This is a genomic window from Streptomyces sp. E2N166, from assembly GCF_003671715.1.
GTDB classification, from domain to species: Bacteria; Actinomycetota; Actinomycetes; order Streptomycetales; family Streptomycetaceae; genus Streptomyces; species Streptomyces thinghirensis.
In genome coordinates this window covers 1-17421 of the sequence record NZ_RAIF01000040.1, presented here as the reverse complement: position 1 = coordinate 17421, position 17421 = coordinate 1, and the positions used below count along the sequence as shown (strand labels likewise).

At 67.1% G+C, this 17421-nt stretch carries 16 protein-coding genes and 1 pseudogene; 5 read left to right on the top strand and 12 right to left on the bottom strand.

Going from position 1 to position 17421, the window contains the following annotated elements; translation table 11 throughout:
- Positions 1-206 precede the first annotated feature (206 nt).
- The 4 genes from EBH09_RS36995 to EBH09_RS38180 all read right to left on the bottom strand — a co-directional run bounded on the left by EBH09_RS36995 (position 207) and on the right by EBH09_RS38180 (position 3555).
- Complete coding sequence (locus tag EBH09_RS36995) at positions 207-404, bottom strand: hypothetical protein (protein WP_121751239.1); 198 nt, start codon at positions 402-404, stop codon at positions 207-209.
- Positions 405-529: 125 nt separating this feature from the next.
- Positions 530-703 (bottom strand): hypothetical protein, encoded by a 174-nt coding sequence (locus tag EBH09_RS38185; RefSeq protein WP_193776781.1) that lies wholly within the window; start codon positions 701-703, stop codon positions 530-532.
- A 39-nt stretch (positions 704-742) separates the two neighbouring features.
- Positions 743-931 (bottom strand): hypothetical protein, encoded by a 189-nt coding sequence (locus tag EBH09_RS36990; protein WP_121751238.1) that lies wholly within the window; start codon positions 929-931, stop codon positions 743-745.
- Positions 932-984: 53 nt separating this feature from the next.
- Positions 985-3555 carry a S8 family serine peptidase gene (locus EBH09_RS38180; RefSeq protein ID WP_193776780.1) on the bottom strand — a complete coding sequence of 857 codons (2571 nt, stop codon included), beginning with the start codon at positions 3553-3555 and terminating at the stop codon, positions 985-987.
- 258 nt (positions 3556-3813) lie between these two features.
- Here EBH09_RS38180 and EBH09_RS36980 point away from each other — a divergent pair, with 258 nt between their 5' ends.
- Positions 3814-4527, top strand: coding sequence for a BTAD domain-containing putative transcriptional regulator (locus EBH09_RS36980; protein ID WP_121751237.1), 714 nt, complete (start codon positions 3814-3816; stop codon positions 4525-4527).
- A gap of 45 nt (positions 4528-4572) precedes the next feature.
- Here the strand turns inward: EBH09_RS36980 and EBH09_RS36975 are convergent, their stop codons facing one another.
- Positions 4573-6228, bottom strand: coding sequence for a M35 family metallo-endopeptidase (locus tag EBH09_RS36975; RefSeq protein WP_193776779.1), 1656 nt, complete (start codon positions 6226-6228; stop codon positions 4573-4575).
- A gap of 406 nt (positions 6229-6634) precedes the next feature.
- Between EBH09_RS36975 and EBH09_RS36970 the strand changes: the two are divergent.
- From EBH09_RS36970 to EBH09_RS36965, 3 genes and pseudogenes are all read left to right on the top strand, one after another.
- Positions 6635-6805, top strand: a pseudogene (locus EBH09_RS36970) (transposase); the annotation flags it as partial.
- Positions 6806-7436: 631 nt separating this feature from the next.
- The gene (locus EBH09_RS38175) at positions 7437-7604 is read left to right on the top strand and encodes a hypothetical protein (RefSeq protein WP_193776778.1); all 168 of its coding nucleotides are present in this window, start codon (positions 7437-7439) and stop codon (positions 7602-7604) included.
- A gap of 225 nt (positions 7605-7829) precedes the next feature.
- Positions 7830-8411: an AAA family ATPase gene (locus tag EBH09_RS36965; RefSeq protein ID WP_121751235.1), complete on the top strand. Its 582-nt coding sequence runs from the start codon at positions 7830-7832 to the stop codon at positions 8409-8411.
- A 617-nt stretch (positions 8412-9028) separates the two neighbouring features.
- Here the strand turns inward: EBH09_RS36965 and EBH09_RS36955 are convergent.
- The gene (locus EBH09_RS36955; RefSeq protein ID WP_121751233.1) at positions 9029-9688 is read right to left on the bottom strand and encodes an HNH endonuclease family protein; all 660 of its coding nucleotides are present in this window, start codon (positions 9686-9688) and stop codon (positions 9029-9031) included.
- Positions 9689-9814: 126 nt separating this feature from the next.
- Here EBH09_RS36955 and EBH09_RS40055 point away from each other — a divergent pair, with 126 nt between their 5' ends.
- Complete coding sequence (locus EBH09_RS40055; protein ID WP_345940978.1) at positions 9815-10186, top strand: DUF6207 family protein; 372 nt, start codon at positions 9815-9817, stop codon at positions 10184-10186.
- A gap of 329 nt (positions 10187-10515) precedes the next feature.
- On the opposite strand, the gene EBH09_RS36945 is transcribed toward EBH09_RS40055, so the two are convergent.
- The 6 genes from EBH09_RS36945 to EBH09_RS36915 all read right to left on the bottom strand — a co-directional run bounded on the left by EBH09_RS36945 (position 10516) and on the right by EBH09_RS36915 (position 17257).
- Positions 10516-11643, bottom strand: a complete 1128-nt coding sequence (locus tag EBH09_RS36945) for a ParB/RepB/Spo0J family partition protein (RefSeq protein WP_121751232.1) — start codon at positions 11641-11643, stop codon at positions 10516-10518.
- Positions 11640-12902 (bottom strand): ParA family protein, encoded by a 1263-nt coding sequence (locus tag EBH09_RS36940; RefSeq protein WP_121751231.1) that lies wholly within the window; start codon positions 12900-12902, stop codon positions 11640-11642. Before EBH09_RS36940 ends, EBH09_RS36945 begins: the two co-directional genes overlap by 4 nt.
- A 1081-nt stretch (positions 12903-13983) precedes the next feature.
- A complete protein-coding gene (locus EBH09_RS36935; protein ID WP_121751230.1) occupies positions 13984-14337 on the bottom strand; it encodes an ASCH domain-containing protein in 354 nt (117 codons plus the stop codon).
- Positions 14334-15437 carry a hypothetical protein gene (locus tag EBH09_RS39715; protein ID WP_238697604.1) on the bottom strand — a complete coding sequence of 368 codons (1104 nt, stop codon included), beginning with the start codon at positions 15435-15437 and terminating at the stop codon, positions 14334-14336. Before EBH09_RS39715 ends, EBH09_RS36935 begins: the two co-directional genes overlap by 4 nt.
- A gap of 142 nt (positions 15438-15579) precedes the next feature.
- Entirely contained in the window at positions 15580-16692 is a 1113-nt protein-coding gene (locus EBH09_RS40050; RefSeq protein WP_345940977.1) for a Pycsar system effector family protein, read from the bottom strand.
- A gap of 124 nt (positions 16693-16816) precedes the next feature.
- Positions 16817-17257 carry a hypothetical protein gene (locus EBH09_RS36915; protein WP_121751229.1) on the bottom strand — a complete coding sequence of 147 codons (441 nt, stop codon included), beginning with the start codon at positions 17255-17257 and terminating at the stop codon, positions 16817-16819.
- Positions 17258-17421: the final 164 nt, after the last annotated feature.

The window sequence follows — 17421 nt, the reverse complement described above, 5'->3', positions numbered from 1 at the left end:
GTCGGCGTTCGCGGCCACGGCTGCTGTCCGGTCGATCGGAGGGGTCTGCAGCGGCATCTGCAGCATGGCGGACGCCGGCTGCACCTCGTCGTGCTGGGTCAGCTCGTTCATTTGCTTCTCCTTTCACCTTCTCCATGCGAGTGGGGAAGTCCCCCGCTCGCACGCTCATGGGCGGGCGACGCGCTGGTTCGCCGTCGCAGGGGCCGCTAGTACACGATCGGAGACCGGAACCAGGGGGGCAGCCTGAACGGGTTCGGGTCATCCCCCATCAGGATGTCGGCCTCGACGCCCGCGCTGTCGCCGCCAGTGCCCGCGGGCATGATCCCTCGGTCGATCGGGGGTACCTGTGCGGGCACCTGAAGCATGGCCGGGGCTGCCATGCTCTCCAGGGGTTGGTTCGTCATGGTTCTTTCCTCTCGTCGTCGGGTTCTCGCCGGGGCATGCCGCCCTCATCGACGCATCGAGCGCCCTCAAAACTCTCCGAAGAAGCTGGGTAGGGCTTCGGCGAGCTGGCCGACGGAGCTGCCGATCATCTCGTCGAGGGTTCGCCCAGCGATCCGAAGAGGTCGAAGTCCGCCTCGATGCCCGCGGTGACGCCGACCGCTCCGCAACCCGCAAGGTTGCGGACCACTGGAGAGTTCTGCATGGGCAGCTGGAGAGCGGCTGGGCCGGCGGCGTTCGCCGGGGGCTGGTAGATGGTCATGGTGCTCTCCTCCCTGTGCGTGGAGGACGGGTGCTCGCGTCAGGTGGTGAGCCCGTAGCGCTGGAGGTAGCACATCTGCCGGGCCGGGCCGGTCAGATTGCCGCAGCCCGAAGCGGCGCTCTCCACGCCGGCCTCGGCGGTCCGGGCCGCTTGTTCGGTCTGCTCGTCCCGGTACACGGGCGGGGCTTGGACAGGAAGAGTGATCCTGGGCCGGTTGCTGAAGTCCATGGCTTGACCTCCTTGTTCTCGCGCTACTCGGCCGCGTTGGCCGGCTGCGCCGCTCAAGAGCCGATGAAGTGGTGGACGGGACCGAGAGAGACGGGGTCATCGCTGACGTCGAAGGTGAACAGGTAGGAGACCCTCGCTCGCCGGTCGTCCTCGGGGTCGAAGAAGTGGAGGGTCACGTCCCAGCAGTCCGAACCAGGTCGGCCGTACGGGCTCTTGGCGACGGTGACGTTGTCGAGTGTGTAGAAGTTGTCCTTCGCTCCCGGGACGTACTGGGCGGACAGGAGGCCCTGCTGGAGCTGGGCTCCAACGAGGAACGCGTTGGTTCCGGCGAAGTTCAGGGCTCGGTCGGGGGCGCTCTGGCCGAGGTTGCGGAACCGGTAGTAGACCGAGTCCAGGAGTGCATGCACGGTCGTCCTGAGATGGGCTTCCTTGGCCGACGGGTCCTGCGTGTCAGTGGTGTAGGTCCCCTTGACCGCCTTGACCACGGCGTCGACGAGCGCGGCCTCGTTCCAGGTGGCGAGCTGGTCGGTTGCCCGAACCCTGACCACGGGAACTTCCATCCCGCTGTAGAGCCGCGTCGTGCGGCCGGTCAGCTCGCCGGGGATCGATACCCGCGAGACGTAGTTCGGGTCGTCCGTGGGTTGGATCTGACCCAAAATGGCGTCCCGGAAGATCCGGTACACGTGCGAAACCGGCGGATACGAGAGTGTCTCGAGGACCTGAGCGAGTCGTGCCTCGTCCCCGGCGGTGGTCTTCGCTGCGGCCCCGACCTGGTCTGGCGTCGCTTTCGGGTTGCTGATCAAGGGTTGGTGCCAGTCCATGCCCATGGGCGTCTCTGCCTCGAGTGCATAGATGGCCGTACTGTCCAGCATCAGCGTCCAGGTCAGCTTGTCGCACATCCACGGCTTCTTTGCCAGGAAGGCGTACAGCTGCCGCGGGTCGTAGATGTTCGGCGGGCTCTCGGTCTCGTTGCCGTCCTTCGTCGCTACCACAGCCGCAGGCATCTGCTGGCGGAAGAAGTCCCTGCGGGCCTCCGTCTGGAAGTCGAATCCGATCGTGCCGATCGCGTAGATCAACTGACGGCGTGCACCGTGGCCGTTTCCCCCGCACTGACAGCCCGAGGCCGTAGTGCCTCCGCAGCCGCAGCCCGACGAGGGAGGCCTCTCCTGTACCTGGACCTGTCCCCCAGGCGCGGTCTGCGCCACGGGAGCCGCAGTAGGGGGCGTCTCGGCTGCGCTGGCGGTTGCACCGGACGCGGCGACGGCTGCGGAAGGACTGTCCATGGCATTGCTTCCTTTGCTTACGTGGGGCTCGAAAGACGAATCCTGGGGCGCGGCCACTTCGGTGGCGTGGCCGTCCGGCCGGGGTGGCGTGGGCTGCGCCTTACTCGCAATGAGCGTTCCGGACGCGTGGGCGACGGGTGCCTCATCAGCGGCACCGGTCCTCTCACCTGCACCGTCGGCGCCCTCGCTCTCAGGCGGAGGAAGCTTCCCGAGCGGGCGGGTGACGGGTGCCTCGTCAGAGGCAGGGGCCCTCTCACCTGCACCGTCGGCGTCCTCGCTCATGTCTGCTTGATCGGTGTGCATGGCAATGGCTCCCTCGTTCGGTACGGACCGGGGCGTCCGGAGCGATGAGGGTTCGCCAGCGGCGTTCACCCCCGACTCGGAGGCGGCCCCGGCGGGCCACGCTGCCGGCTGCACGTCGCGGAGCGGGACCGAGGCTGGGTCAGGATCGTTGGGGGTTGTGCCTCGCGTGACGAGGCGGTAGGCGCCGACGGCGTCGAGATGGCCGCCGAGGTTTCGGCGGCATTCGGGTGAGTCGCCGGGCGAACAGGAGGGGCCCGCTGCTGTGTCGAGGATGGCCTGTTTAGCCTCGAGTGGGGCCACTTGTCGTCTGGCCCGCAGCTGTGCCGCGGCCAACAGCGCGGCAACCCCGGCGACTGCGGGCGTGGCGAAGCTGCTGCCGGTCAGGGGCAGTTGCCGCCCACCCGGTGCAGCACCCTCGATGTTCAAACCGGGGGCGAGAACACCATTCTTGCCGTACGCGGCGCCCCAGTTGTTACTCGCAAGGGGCTCTCCCATCGGCCCGGCCGCCCCGACGGCGAGTACGGACGGTGCTGCGGCAGGTGCCTGCAGGCAGTCGCAGCCGTCGTTTCCGACAGCCGCGACGACGAGGACTCCGTTGTCTTCACACAGGCGCAGTGCTCGCTGCAGTAGGCTGTCGGCTTGGCCATCAGGAGTGCGCTCCCCCCCGCTGACGTTGATGATGTGCGCGCCTTCCTGTACGGCTCGCTCAATGGCGCGTGCCAAGTCGAGCTGTGGCACCCGCCATTCCTGGGAGTCCCGGAACACTGGGAGGATCAGTCCCCGGCACCGTGGGGCAATGCCTGTCACAGGGCTATTCGGCTGGCCGAAGAGCAGGCTCGCCACGTGCGTACCGTGCATGGACATCGGCCCTGCACCGGCCGGGTCCTGCACCAGGGTGTCCAACCGTGTGAGGTCAGCGCCCGCGAAGCAGGGATGCGAGAGGTCCGCTGGCCCGTCGAGCACGGCGATACACACCTCGGGGTCACCGAGGAGTTCCTCCTGCTGTTCGAGACCGTGGAGCACGGACCGGATGCGCATAAAAGGCTCCCTTCGGACTCGTGGCTCCGGTCGCCGGGCACCCTTCGGTGTCTGCGAGACGACCGGATGGAGACCGACTCGAAGACGAGCGTCCCCCGTGCCCGTTCCGGTGGTGTTCCGCGCAGCGTCGCGGGTGCGTCTCTTTAGCGTCGCTGGTTCATTGCTCACACGTTTTTGCACGCCAGAAGGGGTGCAGCCGTACCGGAGAAGGGTGCACCGCAGGTGCGGCTGGCAGATGCCGGTTGCACAGTAGGGGATGTGTCTTGGAATGACATCCGCCTCGAACTCCTGGGGCCCTTCGAGCTCAGCAGCGCTGGCCAGAGACTCTCCGTCCCATTAGGGGCGCAGCGTCTGCTGGCCTATCTCGCGCTGCAGGAAGACGGTGCGCACCGGACGGCGGTAGCGGAACAGCTCTGGCTCGACTGCACGTCCGCTCGCGCGGCCGCGAACCTGCGGTCGGCCCTGTGCCACGCACGGCGGATCGACTCCCTCGGCTTGATCAACAGTGTCGGGCAGCGATTGGCCCTGACCTCGTCGATACGGGTCGATCTGCACCAGGTGCAGGATGTCGCTCGTCAGGTCATCACCGGGCAGAGACCGCTGCCGACTGAGGCGGACCATCTCATCGCCGGTCTGAGCCGGGAACTGCTGCCGGGTTGGACCGAGGAATGGCTGCCCATGGAACGCGAGCGCTGGGGCCAGATGCGGGTGTACGCGCTGGAGAGTCTGGCGCAGCAGTTTCAGAGCGCGGGTAATTACCTCCCCGCTCTCCAGGCAGCGCTGGCGGCCATCGCCATCGACCCCTTCAGGGAGACCCCCCACCGCATTGCCATAGAGGTCCACATAAGCGAGGGCAACGTCGCCAGTGCCCTGAGACGCTATCAGGACTACCGGGCCTTCCTGCACCGGGAGCTAAGGGTCGCTCCTTCCCGCCAAATGGCCCAGTTGGTACAGGCTTTGATGCCCACCTAGCCCCGTGATATCGCCGGTCACATTTCCCAGCCGAATCGTGGCGTTTCAGGGCAGGCCATTCCATTTGACGCTGATCGGCCAGGGTCCTGTGACGGTGTCATCGGAGACCCGGTAGATCATGTACTCCGCACCGCGGAAGAAGTACACGTTGCCGCCAGTCCACGTGACGGCGCCGGTGAGATTCGCCGTCCAGATGCCCGGCCAGCCCTCGCTGATCTGACGCGGGTAACCGAGGGGCACCTTCCCGCCCAGCGGATGACTGTCGTCCACGTCGAAACGGCTGTACTGAGAGCCGCGGAAGAAGTACACGCGCTGGCCGCCCGGCCACACCAGGCAGGCGTCGATGCCCGCCGGGAACAGGCCCTCCCAGTAGGGGCCGATCTCGAGTGGATACCCGGGAGCGACCTCGTCCTGAGCGACGTTGAAACGCACATACTCCGAGCCCCTGAAGAAGTACGCATCCTTACCCCCGGGCCACAGAACACCGGCGTCCACGCGGTCCGGGAAGACACCGGTCCATCCAGACGTGATACGGGCCGGGCCGTGGTCGACCTTGTCCAGGGCGACGTCAATGCGCAAGTACTTCCCGGCGGTGAACACATAGGCCTTGCCGTTGTTCCACAAGATGGGAGCGGTGATCACCGATTCGGCGAGGTGCTCGGTGAAGTACTCGTGGTTGTCCGCGTTGCGTATCGCGTCGGCCGGATTCGTCGACGCCAGGCTGTGTGCTCCGCTCGCGCCGTACGCGAGGTCGCTCGTTCTGCACACGGCATGACTGAGTTCGTGCACGACGGTGCCGAACTTGGAGTCCTCTCCCGTCAACGGGGCCGACCAGAACCCCGAGCAGAACCAGACCTTGCGCGTGTTGCGGTAGGTGTAGGCGTACCAACCCGGCTGGCAGCCCGTACCCGTGAGGTCATAGGTGACGGTTTGCCCGGCGATCACAGCGCTGATGTCGGTGTAGTGCTGGCGGACGCTCGCGTAGCGAGCAGCGTCGTAGGTGCCGAACCACTCCGCGTACATCGTGTTGGTGGCCCCGGCCACAAATAGCAGCTGGTACACCGACATCTCGGCGAACACGCCCGCGTTCTCGTGAGCTTGGCGCGCCGCGTTCCTCTCGGCCGCCGTCCCCCCGATGAGCACTGGGACACCAGAAACCATCTTCGCTTCCGGCAGACTCACCGACACAGGCTGCGGGCCGTCCGTGCCGCGCCGCACTCTCTCCGCCACCGTCAACCGAGGCTCGCCGTCGCCAACCACGTCGAAGGTCACGGAGACCGGGTCGAGCCGGAAACCCTCATGTTCGTCGCGTGAGCGCACCTGAGACGTCTTGCCACCCGCCACAATGGCGTCGGCGATCTCGGCGTCGAGGCTGACGGTGTACGTGCCCGCCCTGTCGATTGGGTATGCCGTGGTGAGGTCGTCCGTCACCGACACTGTTTCGCCGGCAGCGACGAACCGGTAGGAAGACTCGGCCGGTTCCCCGCGCTTGACGAACCGTCCGTCGTACGGGACAAGTTCGCCCTCACGCCGGACCTCGAAGTACTGGAAGACCTCGTCACCCTCGAAAGGGGTGTCATCCGCCAGCAGTCGGTAAGCGTGCTCACTGACATTGATCATCTGAAAAGTGACCAGTACCGGCTCACCTAGGCGGTACGCGGACCGCTCGGTCCGCAGATAGATACGGAAGTCATCGTTCATCAAACTCTTCCTCGATCCGTGTCGCCCCGTGCGGAACTCAACGCACCCACCGGCCATGCCTCGGTGATCACCGGCCCGGCGATCACCGATGTGCGCCGGCATGCGAAGCACCGTCTCTATCCCGCTCCGCACCCGCCCAGGATCCGCCGCCCGCGTTCCACCGGTGTCCCTCGGGCGTTCTTGGGACGTCTCTCAGGCGTCGACCGGCCAGTCGGCACCGAGTCGGCCGCAAAACACGCCGCTTGCTCCATAGCGCCCTCCCCTTCCGCAAGAAGGCGGCATGCCCTGGTGTCAGGTAGGTCGATCGGGGTGCTGGGAGCTGAGGCACTGTGGGCCTCGAGTTCACACCCAGGTGTACTTGTCATCGGTGACGGCATCCAGGGCGGCGTCACCTGAACTGTCGGCCTGGAAGGAGGAGCACAACGCCTCCCACCGCAAGGTCCGCGCCCGCGTCGAGCACTCCTTCGCCCGCATGAAGAGCTGGAAGATCCTGCGCGACTGCCGGCTCAAAGGCGAAGGCGTCCACCACGCCATGCTCGGCATCGCACGCCTGTACAACCTCACACTCACCGGATGACAGTTAAACGGGCAGGTCAGCCTGCACGCCTCAAATTATTTGCGGGACAACCTCTATAGAGCGCTTCAGGAGCACTGACCTGCCCAGGAGACGATCTCGCCAAGGCACTTAAGGCCGCATCTGATGCAATTAAGCACGTTTTACTGGTGAAGAGGCAGTGTTCCGGCCGTGCACTATTCCCGGCCGTTAGACCACGGTAGCTCGCGCCGACGATGGCGCAGCAACTGCCGCTGCACACCGACCACGACTCGCCCGATCATGCAGGCGATTCCATCGCCGCCGGCGACGTTGGTCCAGAGGCCGTCACCGGGGAAGCGCTAGCACCCCCTGGAGTTCGTTCTTCCGTACGGCCTGATGAACCAACGAATGGCGTGAGTACTCGATCAGCGGCAGGGCCGGGTCGCCGACTTCCTTAGAGCAATCGAACCGCTATCTGATCTGCGTCTCCACGACGATCCGCATCGGCCTCCGCTCTCGGAGGCCGTTCTCGTGTTCGGCCCTGTCGACCACGCCCCGAGGCCGCCCTGAAGGGGTGAAGGAGTGGGGGGTCTACCCCGCCGCTTGGGGATTGTCGCCTCCCCCGCCCTGCCCGGGACGGGAGGACCTTTTTCGAGCAGCTCTTGGAGGAACAGTGAGCAACAACGAGCAGCGCGACCAGCAGCATGTGCCGGCGCCTCAGCAGCTGACGCCGGACCCGCGTCGGGAGTTCGCGAAGAAGGGCGCCCTGGCCGTGATCGGCGCCACGTTCTCAGGAGCGGCCCGCGCCGTGGTGGCCCGCCTCCTGGAGGGCGACTCGTGACGCGGTCCATGTGCCGCCTGACCGGCCGCGCCAGAGGACGTGCCGCGTACGGTCCTGGGCCATGACCAAAATCGTGTGCCGATTAGGCACGTTTTACTGGTGAAGAGGCGGTATCTCTGGTGTGCACAATTCTTCAGCTTCACCACGGTGGCATGGCAGGTCTGTGCTGAGGGCGGAGGCCAATCGGTCACACCGTCAGGGCGGAAGTCGTGTGATCATGCCCGCATGACAGCTGGTCGGATCATCTTCCTTAACGGCACGTCCAGTTCAGGAAAGTCGAGCATCGCTCGCGAGCTGCTCAACGTTCTCGACGATGGCGTCTTCTTCCACTTGTCGGTGGACAGCTTCAACGCGATGCGCACAAAGCGGGCAATCGGCCCGGAGGAGCTCGACGCAGCGCTGCGCCGGACCAGGATGGGCTTCCATCGCTCAATCGCAGCCATGGCCGACGTGGGCAACGACGTCATCGTGGACCACGTGCTCAGCGAGCCGTGGCGGCTGCTCGATTGCCTGTCGGTCCTATGTCCCGAGGACGTGCTGTTCGTGGGTGTCCACTGCCCTTTGGAGGAACTCAGACTTCGGGAGCGGGCGCGCGGGGATCGCCCACCTGGTCTTGCCGAGCACCAATACGACCTTGTCCACCGACACGGCGACTATGACCTGGAATGCGACACCAGTACGGCAAGCCCGCGGGAGTGTGCTGAACGAATCAAGCGCTTCCTCCCGCACTTTCCGGACCGTACTGCCTTCGCCCGCCTCCGTGATCGCTACTTGCCAGAGAGGGGCGAGGCGGGCATCTTCGCCTAAACGGCAGTCTCACCACACCGCATGGTGCATTTATTGCAATTAAGCACGTTTGAGGCAACTCTGCGGCACCTGGCCTCCCGAGACAATGCGCCACAGGTGCCCCTCGCCTCCGCACGCCCGGTAGGCCGGCCCGCTCTCGGTGCGAGCGACGGCCGCGACGCAGGAGCCCACTACCTGTCCCTTGTGCAGGTAGTGGTGGACCGGAGAATTCATGGTGGCCACCGGCCCTGCCGGACGGCGCACGGCAACGCGCTGCTTCGCTTTCCACTTGGTGGCGCATGCCTTGGCGAGCGCAGAGGCCACCGTGGTGGGAGCGGGGGCGGCTTCAGCGGCCGGGGCGAGCAGCGTGGTAGCGGCGAACGTGGTTGCCGCAGCAGCGGCGATCATCAGTCGTGTCACATCCGTTCAACTGCGAACGCGTACGGATGGGTCACGGCTCCCGGTCGATAGATCACCCGCCCGGAACGCGGCCGGGCCCGGAAGACAGCGCGAGGTCTTCTGGGCCCGGCCGCGTGCTCACTGCACCAAGCTTGGCCAGTGGGAGTCGGTTTTCTGTCGTCATGTTCCACCTCGCGGCCCGGTAGGGAACTTCCTGCGACCCGAGGGCAGCGGGGCGGCTACTGAGCGTGCTCGTACGTCACGGTCTCGTCTAGGCAGCTCGATACGACATCCTCAAGCGCGGCGAGTTCCGTCTCGTCGGCGGTGAGGCTCCAGCGGAGCTTCGTTCCCACCCATTCGGCGATGTACCGGCAGTGCACGTCCGCGGCAGGCGGCAGCCACTGGGCGGGGTCCTGGTCGGACTTGCTCCGGTTTGAGCGGGCCGTGACAGCGACGAGGGATTGCTCGGCGCCCTGGTCGTTGGCGTAAGCCTCGCGGCGTTGCGCCGTCCAGGCCGATGCGCCGCTGTCCCAGGCTTCCGCGAGCGGGACCATGTGGTCGATGTCCAGGCCAGATGCGGACGTCACCCAGGTCTGGTCGTAGTACGACCACCAGGTGCCGCCCGTGAGGCTGCACCTGGTGCCGACCGAGGGCGGCTCGACGGCTTCGGAGAGCAGGACCTCGTTCCTGGTGTGGCAGCCGTCGGCGGGATCGTCGCCGGAGTTCCAGTGACGGAAGCTGGAACGGGTGTAGCCGTCCCGGGACTCGGTGCCCAGCGGCAGGCTGGCGACGGCGTCGGTCAGGGGCAGGGTTTCTGCCGCTTGGGCGGGCGTGGTGACAGCGAGGGGGAGGATGGCGAGGGAGGCGGCGGCCAGGCCGCGCAGCACGGTCTTGAGCATGAGCCGTTGGTAACGGCCCTTCAGGGGGCGCTGTTAGGCGTTCGCCGAGTGCGCCGCTCGTGTGGGTGGAATGGTCGTACTGGAACCGGCGCGGCACAGCGCTCCTGTAGCACGTGGTGGTCGAGCATGAGCCGTTGGTCGGCTGCCCGGGAACAGCGGGTTGTTCCGGCCGTGTCCACAGCACGCGATCAGGCGGCGGGAGGTCAGCACGTACGTCTCGCCATACATGTTCGGGTGATGCTGGCAGGACGGAAGAACCTCGGCATGCGTCGGAGCGTCGAGCCGGGTATGAGGCCGATCAACGACGGGCATGTGGTGGGACCGGGACTGGCGGTGGTGGAGGTCGCGGCCGCCGATGACGAGACAGCGTTCGCGGTCCAAGAGCTGCTCGCTACACGGTGGGCGCTCGCGCCGGCGGACCGCACCACCCACGAACCAGGCGAGCCGGGTGTACGACTGCGATGCTTCCTTGACCTGCGACAGCGACCCGGCCCATGAACGTGGAAGAGATCCGCGGTGACGTGGCCACTGCTGGAGCCGATGCTGAACAGTGCCGTATCTAGTACTGATCGTTTCGGCCGGGCTGGTCGGGCCAGCCCAAGTGGGGCGGGGTTTCCAGGCAGTCGTCTCCGGCGACTCGGTCCAGGTGGTGAACACGACCGAGACACCGCGAATGCAGTCCTACGAACGTCGGTGGCGCCAGCTCAGGCTCATGACGTGCTGGCGCAGTGGCCACAGCGGGAACGCTCCACGACTCCCCCGCGAGTTGCTGGCTCGGCTGCGTTACTACGCGACCGAGCCAGGCCATTGGCCAACCATCGTCCGAGTCACTCGGCTGGTGCCGGAACGTGCTGGGCGAATTCACTCAGCAGTTCGGCCAGCCGCTGCGGATCACGAGCGACTGCCTTCATGCCCAGGAAGCGCAGGAGCGCAAAGAAGTTGTCGTCGCTCTCAACGTTCCTGTCCAGGAGCATGGCCAGGCTCCCCGGCTCGTCGTACGGGACCTTCCGTACTCCGACCTCGGCGCCGTCGTTACTTGTCCGAGGGGGTGTGGGTTTGTCGGCCCGCGGCTCCGGCACTGCCTGCGTCAGCGCGCGGTCCGCCTCAGAATGGAGGGCTTGCTGCGCGCCCTTGAGCGCGGCTCCCTCTATTACGCCGTAATGGCTGTCTGCCTTATCCACTCCCCCGGGCTGTTCGGCAGTGCGTGTCTCCGCAGCCCTGCTGCTGCGACGTTGTTTGCGCTCGGCTTCCTTCTGCGCGCGCTGCTCCTTCAGGGCTTGCAGGGCGGCGTCTTGTTCCTCGGCCGGCTTGTTCCCCACTGCACGCAGCAGGTCGATCGGTTCGTGGCTGATCCTGGCCTGGAGTTCGGGAGTGAGGTTGAGCAGGGCGAGACGCTGGGAGACCCATCCCTGGGAGCGGTGGAGTCGTTTAGCCAGAGCAGTCTGGCTGCCGTGGATCGCGAGGAGCCTTTGCAGGGCGCGGGCTTCGTCCAGTTCCTCGAGGTCCTGGCGGTGGATGTTGGCGACGAGTGCGGATTCGAGGAGTTCTTCGGAGGTGCTGCCTTCGTCGTCGCTGACCATGACCTTGATGGTGGCGAGACCGGCTTCGCGGGCGGCGGCGAGGCGGCTGCTGCCGTCGATTACGACGTGGGTGGCGTCGTGTTCGAGGTCGGCTTCGAGTTCGGGGTTCGCTTTGACGTAGGCGTCCCGGTTCATGACCGTGATCGCTTGTTTCTGGCCGTGGGTCTTGAGGCTGCCTGCCAGGTCGGTGAGGTCACCGAGGGAGGAGCGGGGGTTGTCGGGGTTGAGGCTGATGCGGTCTGGCGGAAGCTCGGTGGGCGGGGCGACGCCGTCGGTGGGTACTCCGGTGGCGGCGGCGACGGCCTGTCGGCGGGCGCTGAGCGGTCGCGCTCCCCCACCGAACCGGCCTGCGCCCAGCTGGTCGGCCTTGCTCATGCGATCTCCCTGGCCAGTGCGCGCATACCGATGGCCTGCTGGGACTTCGGTGCGTATGACAGCAGTGGCTGCTTCATGCGGACTGCTTCTTTCTGTTCTTTGAGGTCTCCGATGAGTCCGACGACTCGGGGGTCCTTTATGTCGACCCATCCTTGGAGTGAGGATGTGGCGATGTACCCGCGGCGGGAGTCGTAGAGGTTGACGACGATGCCGAGGTAGTTGACGTCGATTTGGAGGTCTCCGCGGAGGTCGTCGATCTGTGTGGTGAGGAGGTCGTAGGCGTCTGCGGAGCTGTCCTCGGCCTGGACGACGATGAGTGCTCCGGACTGGCCGGCCCTTTCACCGTCGCGGCGGCGGCCGTAGTAGGAGGCGGCGTCCATGCTGAGGCCGAGGCTGGGCGGACAGTCGACGAGGATGACGTCGTAGTCGGGTTCGAGGGGTGCTAGTGCGCGCTCGAGGGCTGCTTCTCTGGCGCGTACTGCGGACAGGCGTACGTCGAGGAGGAAGGCGTCGTTGCAGGCTGGCAGGAGGTGGAGTCGGCCGTTGAAGTGCTCGTCGTCGACGGAGACGACGAGGTCGCGGAGGTCGCCCTTCGGGTCGCCGGCCATGTGGTTGGTGAGGCTGTCACCGTTCATGGGCAGCGGGCTGGCGCCGAGCTGGTTGGTGAGGTGGCACTGGGGGTCGAAGTCCACGAGGAGGACACGGAGTCCGAGACCGGGCAGGTTCTCGGTCTCGAGTGGATCGCTGGCTGGCTTCTCATCGGGCTGGATGTCGCTGGCGCGGAGGGCCTTGGCGAGTGCCTTGGCGATCTGCACGGCGTGCAGTGCGTTGGGGTCTTCGGCAAGGGCTTCGCCGAGGCCGGCTGTGATCGCTGTCTTGCCTACGCCGCCCTTCTGGTTGCAGACGATGATCCGTCGGGTGACCTCGGGGCGTTCGACGTCGGGGGCCGGGTTGGTGTCGAGCCAGAGTTGAATGGACTGGGCGAGCCCTTGGATCAGGGAGACTCGGCGGTCCGCGACGACTTGGCGGAACTCCTCCCACTGGCCGAGCGGGAGGAAGGTTGAGAAGGAGTCGGCGCCTGTGGTGTCGACGGTCGCTGTGGCAGAGGCCAGGGTGCACCAGTCTCTGATGCCTTGTTCGACGGCTGTCTGGATCTCGACGCCGTGTTGTGCTGCCCTGATTTTCAGGTTCTGCCGGAGCCAGCCCGGCAGCTTGGATACGACCTTCTCTCGGTCGTTCGAGGTGGCTGGTGAGCTCATGGGGTCACCTTACTAACGTTGATGGTCGCTAGTGGCATCAACACGTTAGTAACCACAGCAGTGGGGGAGACACTGCCCGCCAGCTATCTATTACGTCGTAATAGTTCGTGCCCCCAAGGTGGGGGAGAGGGCTCGCTATTACGTCGTAATGGCCGAACCCCGTAGCCGCTCTCAACGGCTCGCACGCTTCGCCCCGGCTAGGCGCTCCACGCTCTGGTGGCAACACTGATGCCGTGTAAGCCCGTCCTCGTGCGTGATGTACCGCCTGGGCACGGTGCCGCCTGCGGTATCGCTGCCTGGCCGTTACCGTCGTTAACGGCCAGCAGCGATGGCTCTCGCGCCCTTGGCGTTCATCGTCACCACCGATGCTTCCATCCCAGTTGAGCGTCGTTGCTGCGTGGCAGGTGCAGCTATGTCCGCATCGTTCGCCTGCGGTTGCGGAACCTGTCGTGGCGAGTCCTCCAACGTCAGCGGCTGGCTGAAGCCACCGTGTTCGCGAGGGCTGCCCCGTCGGGCAAGAACCAGCGGAGCGGCTACTTAGCGGACTCGTACGTCATGGTCAAGCCCGGGCAGCGTCGCCGCGTAAGCGTGCGTCGCGTCGGCGGATGAGGGGCAGAAGCGGGGGTCGACCGTTAACGGCGTTAGCGGTTCCGGTGCCTCTGGTTTGGACGGAGCGGGACCGCAGCAGACCGTTATCGGTCTCGAAGACTCTGGCTTGGAGTGATCCTGCGGCACCGCAGCGAACCGTTAGCGCCGTTAATACCCCGGCAGAGGCGACCGCCGCCTCCCGGCTTCCGTGCTCATCTCCGATGCTCCCCCGGAGAGCATCGCGGCGGCGGTGAAGGAGCAGCTGTCTCCGCAGAACTTGGCCGCGGTCGCTGAGCTGCCCGTGGAGAGTCTCACCGAGTCAGCAGCAGGCTGAAGCCACCGCGCTCTACGTGCAGACTTGCCTAATTGGGCAAGAACGATCTTGGTGGTGCCCGACCCTAGGCCGGCCAGAAACGCGAAAGGCCCCTGCCCCCGGAGACCAGGTGGCAGGGGTCTTGGCATGTACGACGGCGGGGGGCCTCGTTGTCTGGGGTCAGTCGACCAGTTCGATGCCGATGGCCAGGCACCCCAGCCGTTCCTTCTCCGGCGGGTAGATGCTCCGGATGTTGGCCAGTTGCTCCTCACGGGTCGCTTCGGGGTTCACCTGGGAGGGCCCTTCGGCGTCCAGGAGGTCCTCGAACGAGGTGTACTCGGCGACCCGTGTCACCCGCGTCAGACATGACCGGTCGGTGTCCTTCACTGCGAAGCGGATCAGGTCACCGGCCGCCAAGCCGTCGAACTTGGGGTACTTCACCCGGACTTCCCGGGTCTTGCGGCCGGCGGCCACGAGGTCGAAGTACTGGGGGTACAGGTTCAGCTCGATGACACGGGCTGAGGTGGTGCTCATGCAGTCGGGCTCCCTTGGGGTACGGGCATCAGCCGCGACAGTTCCGCGGCCGAGTACGAGCGGAAGAAGTGCCGGGGGTGGGACAGAAGCAGTCCCGCCAGGTTCAGCAGGCGGTCCGCGAACTCCCCCACCGTGCCGGGCCACTTCCGGGTGTCGAGCATCCAGGGTTCGGCGCCTGCGGGCAACGCCGCCTCCCCGGATCGGATGAGGCTCTTGGAGAGCTTGGCGCCCGTCTCGGCGACGATCATCGGGCAGAACAGCCGCGCGGGCAGCTGGCCCCGGGACAGACCCACGGCCTGGAGCGCGCCGTCGACCAGGAGGCTTCCGGGCATCCAGTCGGTGCCCTTGACCATCACCTGGAGGACGTCGGGCTCGGCGAGCGCGGCCAGCTCCTTGACCATGTTCCGGTACAGGGTGGCGAGGTCGAGGTAGCCGCCGCCGGTGGGCGTGACCGTGGCTGTGTAGGGGCCGTGGTGCAGGCAGACCGCCGACACGCGGGCCAGGCCGCGGCCGCCGGCCGGTTCCACGCGGGTGCGTTGCGCGTACTTCTCCGCCCACCCGCAGGAGTGCGGGCAGGGCAGCCGCAGGTGCGGCACTCCGGTGGAGGGAGCCAGCCACCAGCGGGCGGCGTCCAGGCGCGGCAGGACCCGCAGCCACGTCTCCCGGAAGAGGCTGGTCGCCTGTTGCTGAGAGTAGGTCTCCACGCCGTACGGCACGGCCAGCCGATCCGACAGGGCGTCGAACAGAGGCCGGTAGAGGGCGCCGACCAGACTGGTGATGCCGTCCGTGCCGAGGGCCTGAGCGTAGGCCCGCTGGTAGCGGTGGCCCGATACCGGGTCGGTGACCAGGTCGTGCGGCGCGTTGTCCAGTGCCGAGAACCGGACCTCCACGGGCAGGCCGTGACGGTCGTGGAGCCGGGCGGCCGTGGCGAACGCCATCGACTGCACAAGCGAGGTGCCGGCGTGCGGGGCGCCGTTGATCTGGGTGCCCACCACCAGGGCGATCCGCTGCGGCTTGCTGGCGCGGATGCGCGGGGCGAGGACGTCCTCCACGTTCGTCAGGGCGTTCGCGAGGACGGTGTTCGGGCTGATGAGTGTCACGGTGTTGCCTCGTCTCGTGTCGGTGACCGATGGCTGCGTGGGCCGGGCCGGTGAACGTGGACGGGTCAGGGGCGGGTCACTCATGCCGCACGCCCGCCTCGGGGACATCGAGGCGGGCGTGCGGCACGGCCGGGAGACGCGGTTACAGCAGTGCGACCGTGGCGGCCAGGGTGAGCAGGGCGAGGGCCGCCAGGGTGCAGTCGATGGCGAGGCGCAGCCCACGGAACTTCGCGACAGCGATGGCCGACAGGACGCGGATGCGGGCGGCCCGGGTGTCGCCGTGCATGGTGGCCCAGACGGTGTCGTCGTCGGTCAGGCGTGCCCAGTACGGGAAGGACGCGCGATCGTCGCCCCGCAGGTTGGGCCTCACGACCAGGAGCAGCAGCACGGCGGCGGCGCCCAGGGCGAGGACGGCGAGCGCGCCGACGGCCTTGGTCGCGGTGGGTAAGTCGCGGCCGGCGATGGCGGCGAGGCCAGCCAACGCCGCGCCGTTGAAGGCGAGCAGCAGGGAGGCCTTGCTGTCTGTGCGGCTGATCTCGCCCGTGACGGCGGCGCACGCGGCGTCCAGGTTCTTGTCGACGGTGAACTCGGGGTGGTGGTCATGCGGTCGCTCCTTCGATGGTCGCGGCCAGCAGCGCGACGGCGTCGGCCTCGTAGGGTCGGTGAACAGGCGGTGGTCGCTGACGCCGAAGGGTCCGAACCGTGCGGAGACGCGGTGTCCGGGCACCGTGGTGGTCTCCCGTCCGTCCAGAGCGGCGGTGATGCGGTCGTAGTCCTGCTGCGCGTGCCGGGTCTGGGTGTATGGGCCGAGGCGCAGCAGGGTGAAGCCGTCGCGGCTGTCGTCGCGCCGGCGGGCTTCGATGTAGAGGGCGTAGTGCGCGGGGTCCATGCCTACGTCGTCAGGCAGGTCGAGGCCGGCGGCGGCGTGGGTGAGGGACGCGTAGGCCGGGTTCCATACGCCGAGGATCTTCGCTGTCTCGCAGCGCAGCCATCCGCGCTTCCAGCGCCGGGCGCCGTAGACCGGGTACGGGCCGCCCGGGTCCTGGAGGGCGACGGCGATGAGGTCGGGGCCGTGATCGTCGCCGGGTCGGGTGTGGGCACGCTCGATGAACGGGCCGACCCTGACGGCGATGTCCTGCGCGCTGCCCGGGGTCCAGGGCTCCGGGGAACGCAGGGCGGCGAGCATCGCGCGGAACGCATCGACGGCGGCCTGGTCCTCGGGGGAGAGGCGCGCGGGAACGTGGCGACGGAACATGCGACGGATCATCGGACGGGCCTTCCTGCTCGGTGGGTGGAAATAGTGGTGCGCCGTGCCCGGCCAGGTACGGCGCTCACGGCGCTCATGGAGGTGCGGCGCGGACGGGAGCAGTGGTGGGTGCTCACGGCTGGAAGTCGGGCAGTTGCTGGAACACCCGCCGGACCAGGTCCGGTGACGGCTTCCAGGGCACGACCTGGCCGCGCGCGGGAACGGGCAAGGGCAGCTCCTGGACGTCGTCGAGCACGAGATGCCAGGCCTCGGGGTGCGCCCATTCCGAACACGGGGCGGACCGGTCGGCGTCCTGGTGGCAGTCGGTGATCCGGGCGACGCCGAGCACGGCGCCGGTCACCAGCTGGCGGCCGCGGATCGTGCGGCCAACGAGCGGGAGACGCAGGGCGTGCTGGTCGATGGTCTTGCTGGCGTGCAGCAGCACCCAGCCCGGCTTCCAGGGCCGGGGCCGGTTCTCCACCGGCTTGGCACCGGTGAGAATGCACGCCGCGTAGGGCTGCTTCACGCTGATGCCGCAGATCCAATCGCCCTCGGGCAAGCGGGCCTGACTCATGGGGAAGTCGTCCTCTCAAGGCTGTTCCGGTGAGTCGGTGTTCCGCCAGCACAAAACGTGCGGAAGCACCGACGGACGGGGGTGGGGTGGGTGGGCAAGGTCATTGGGTGACTGGCCGGGGCACACTGAGGAGCGCTGCGGTCGCTGAGACAGTGACGCAGCGG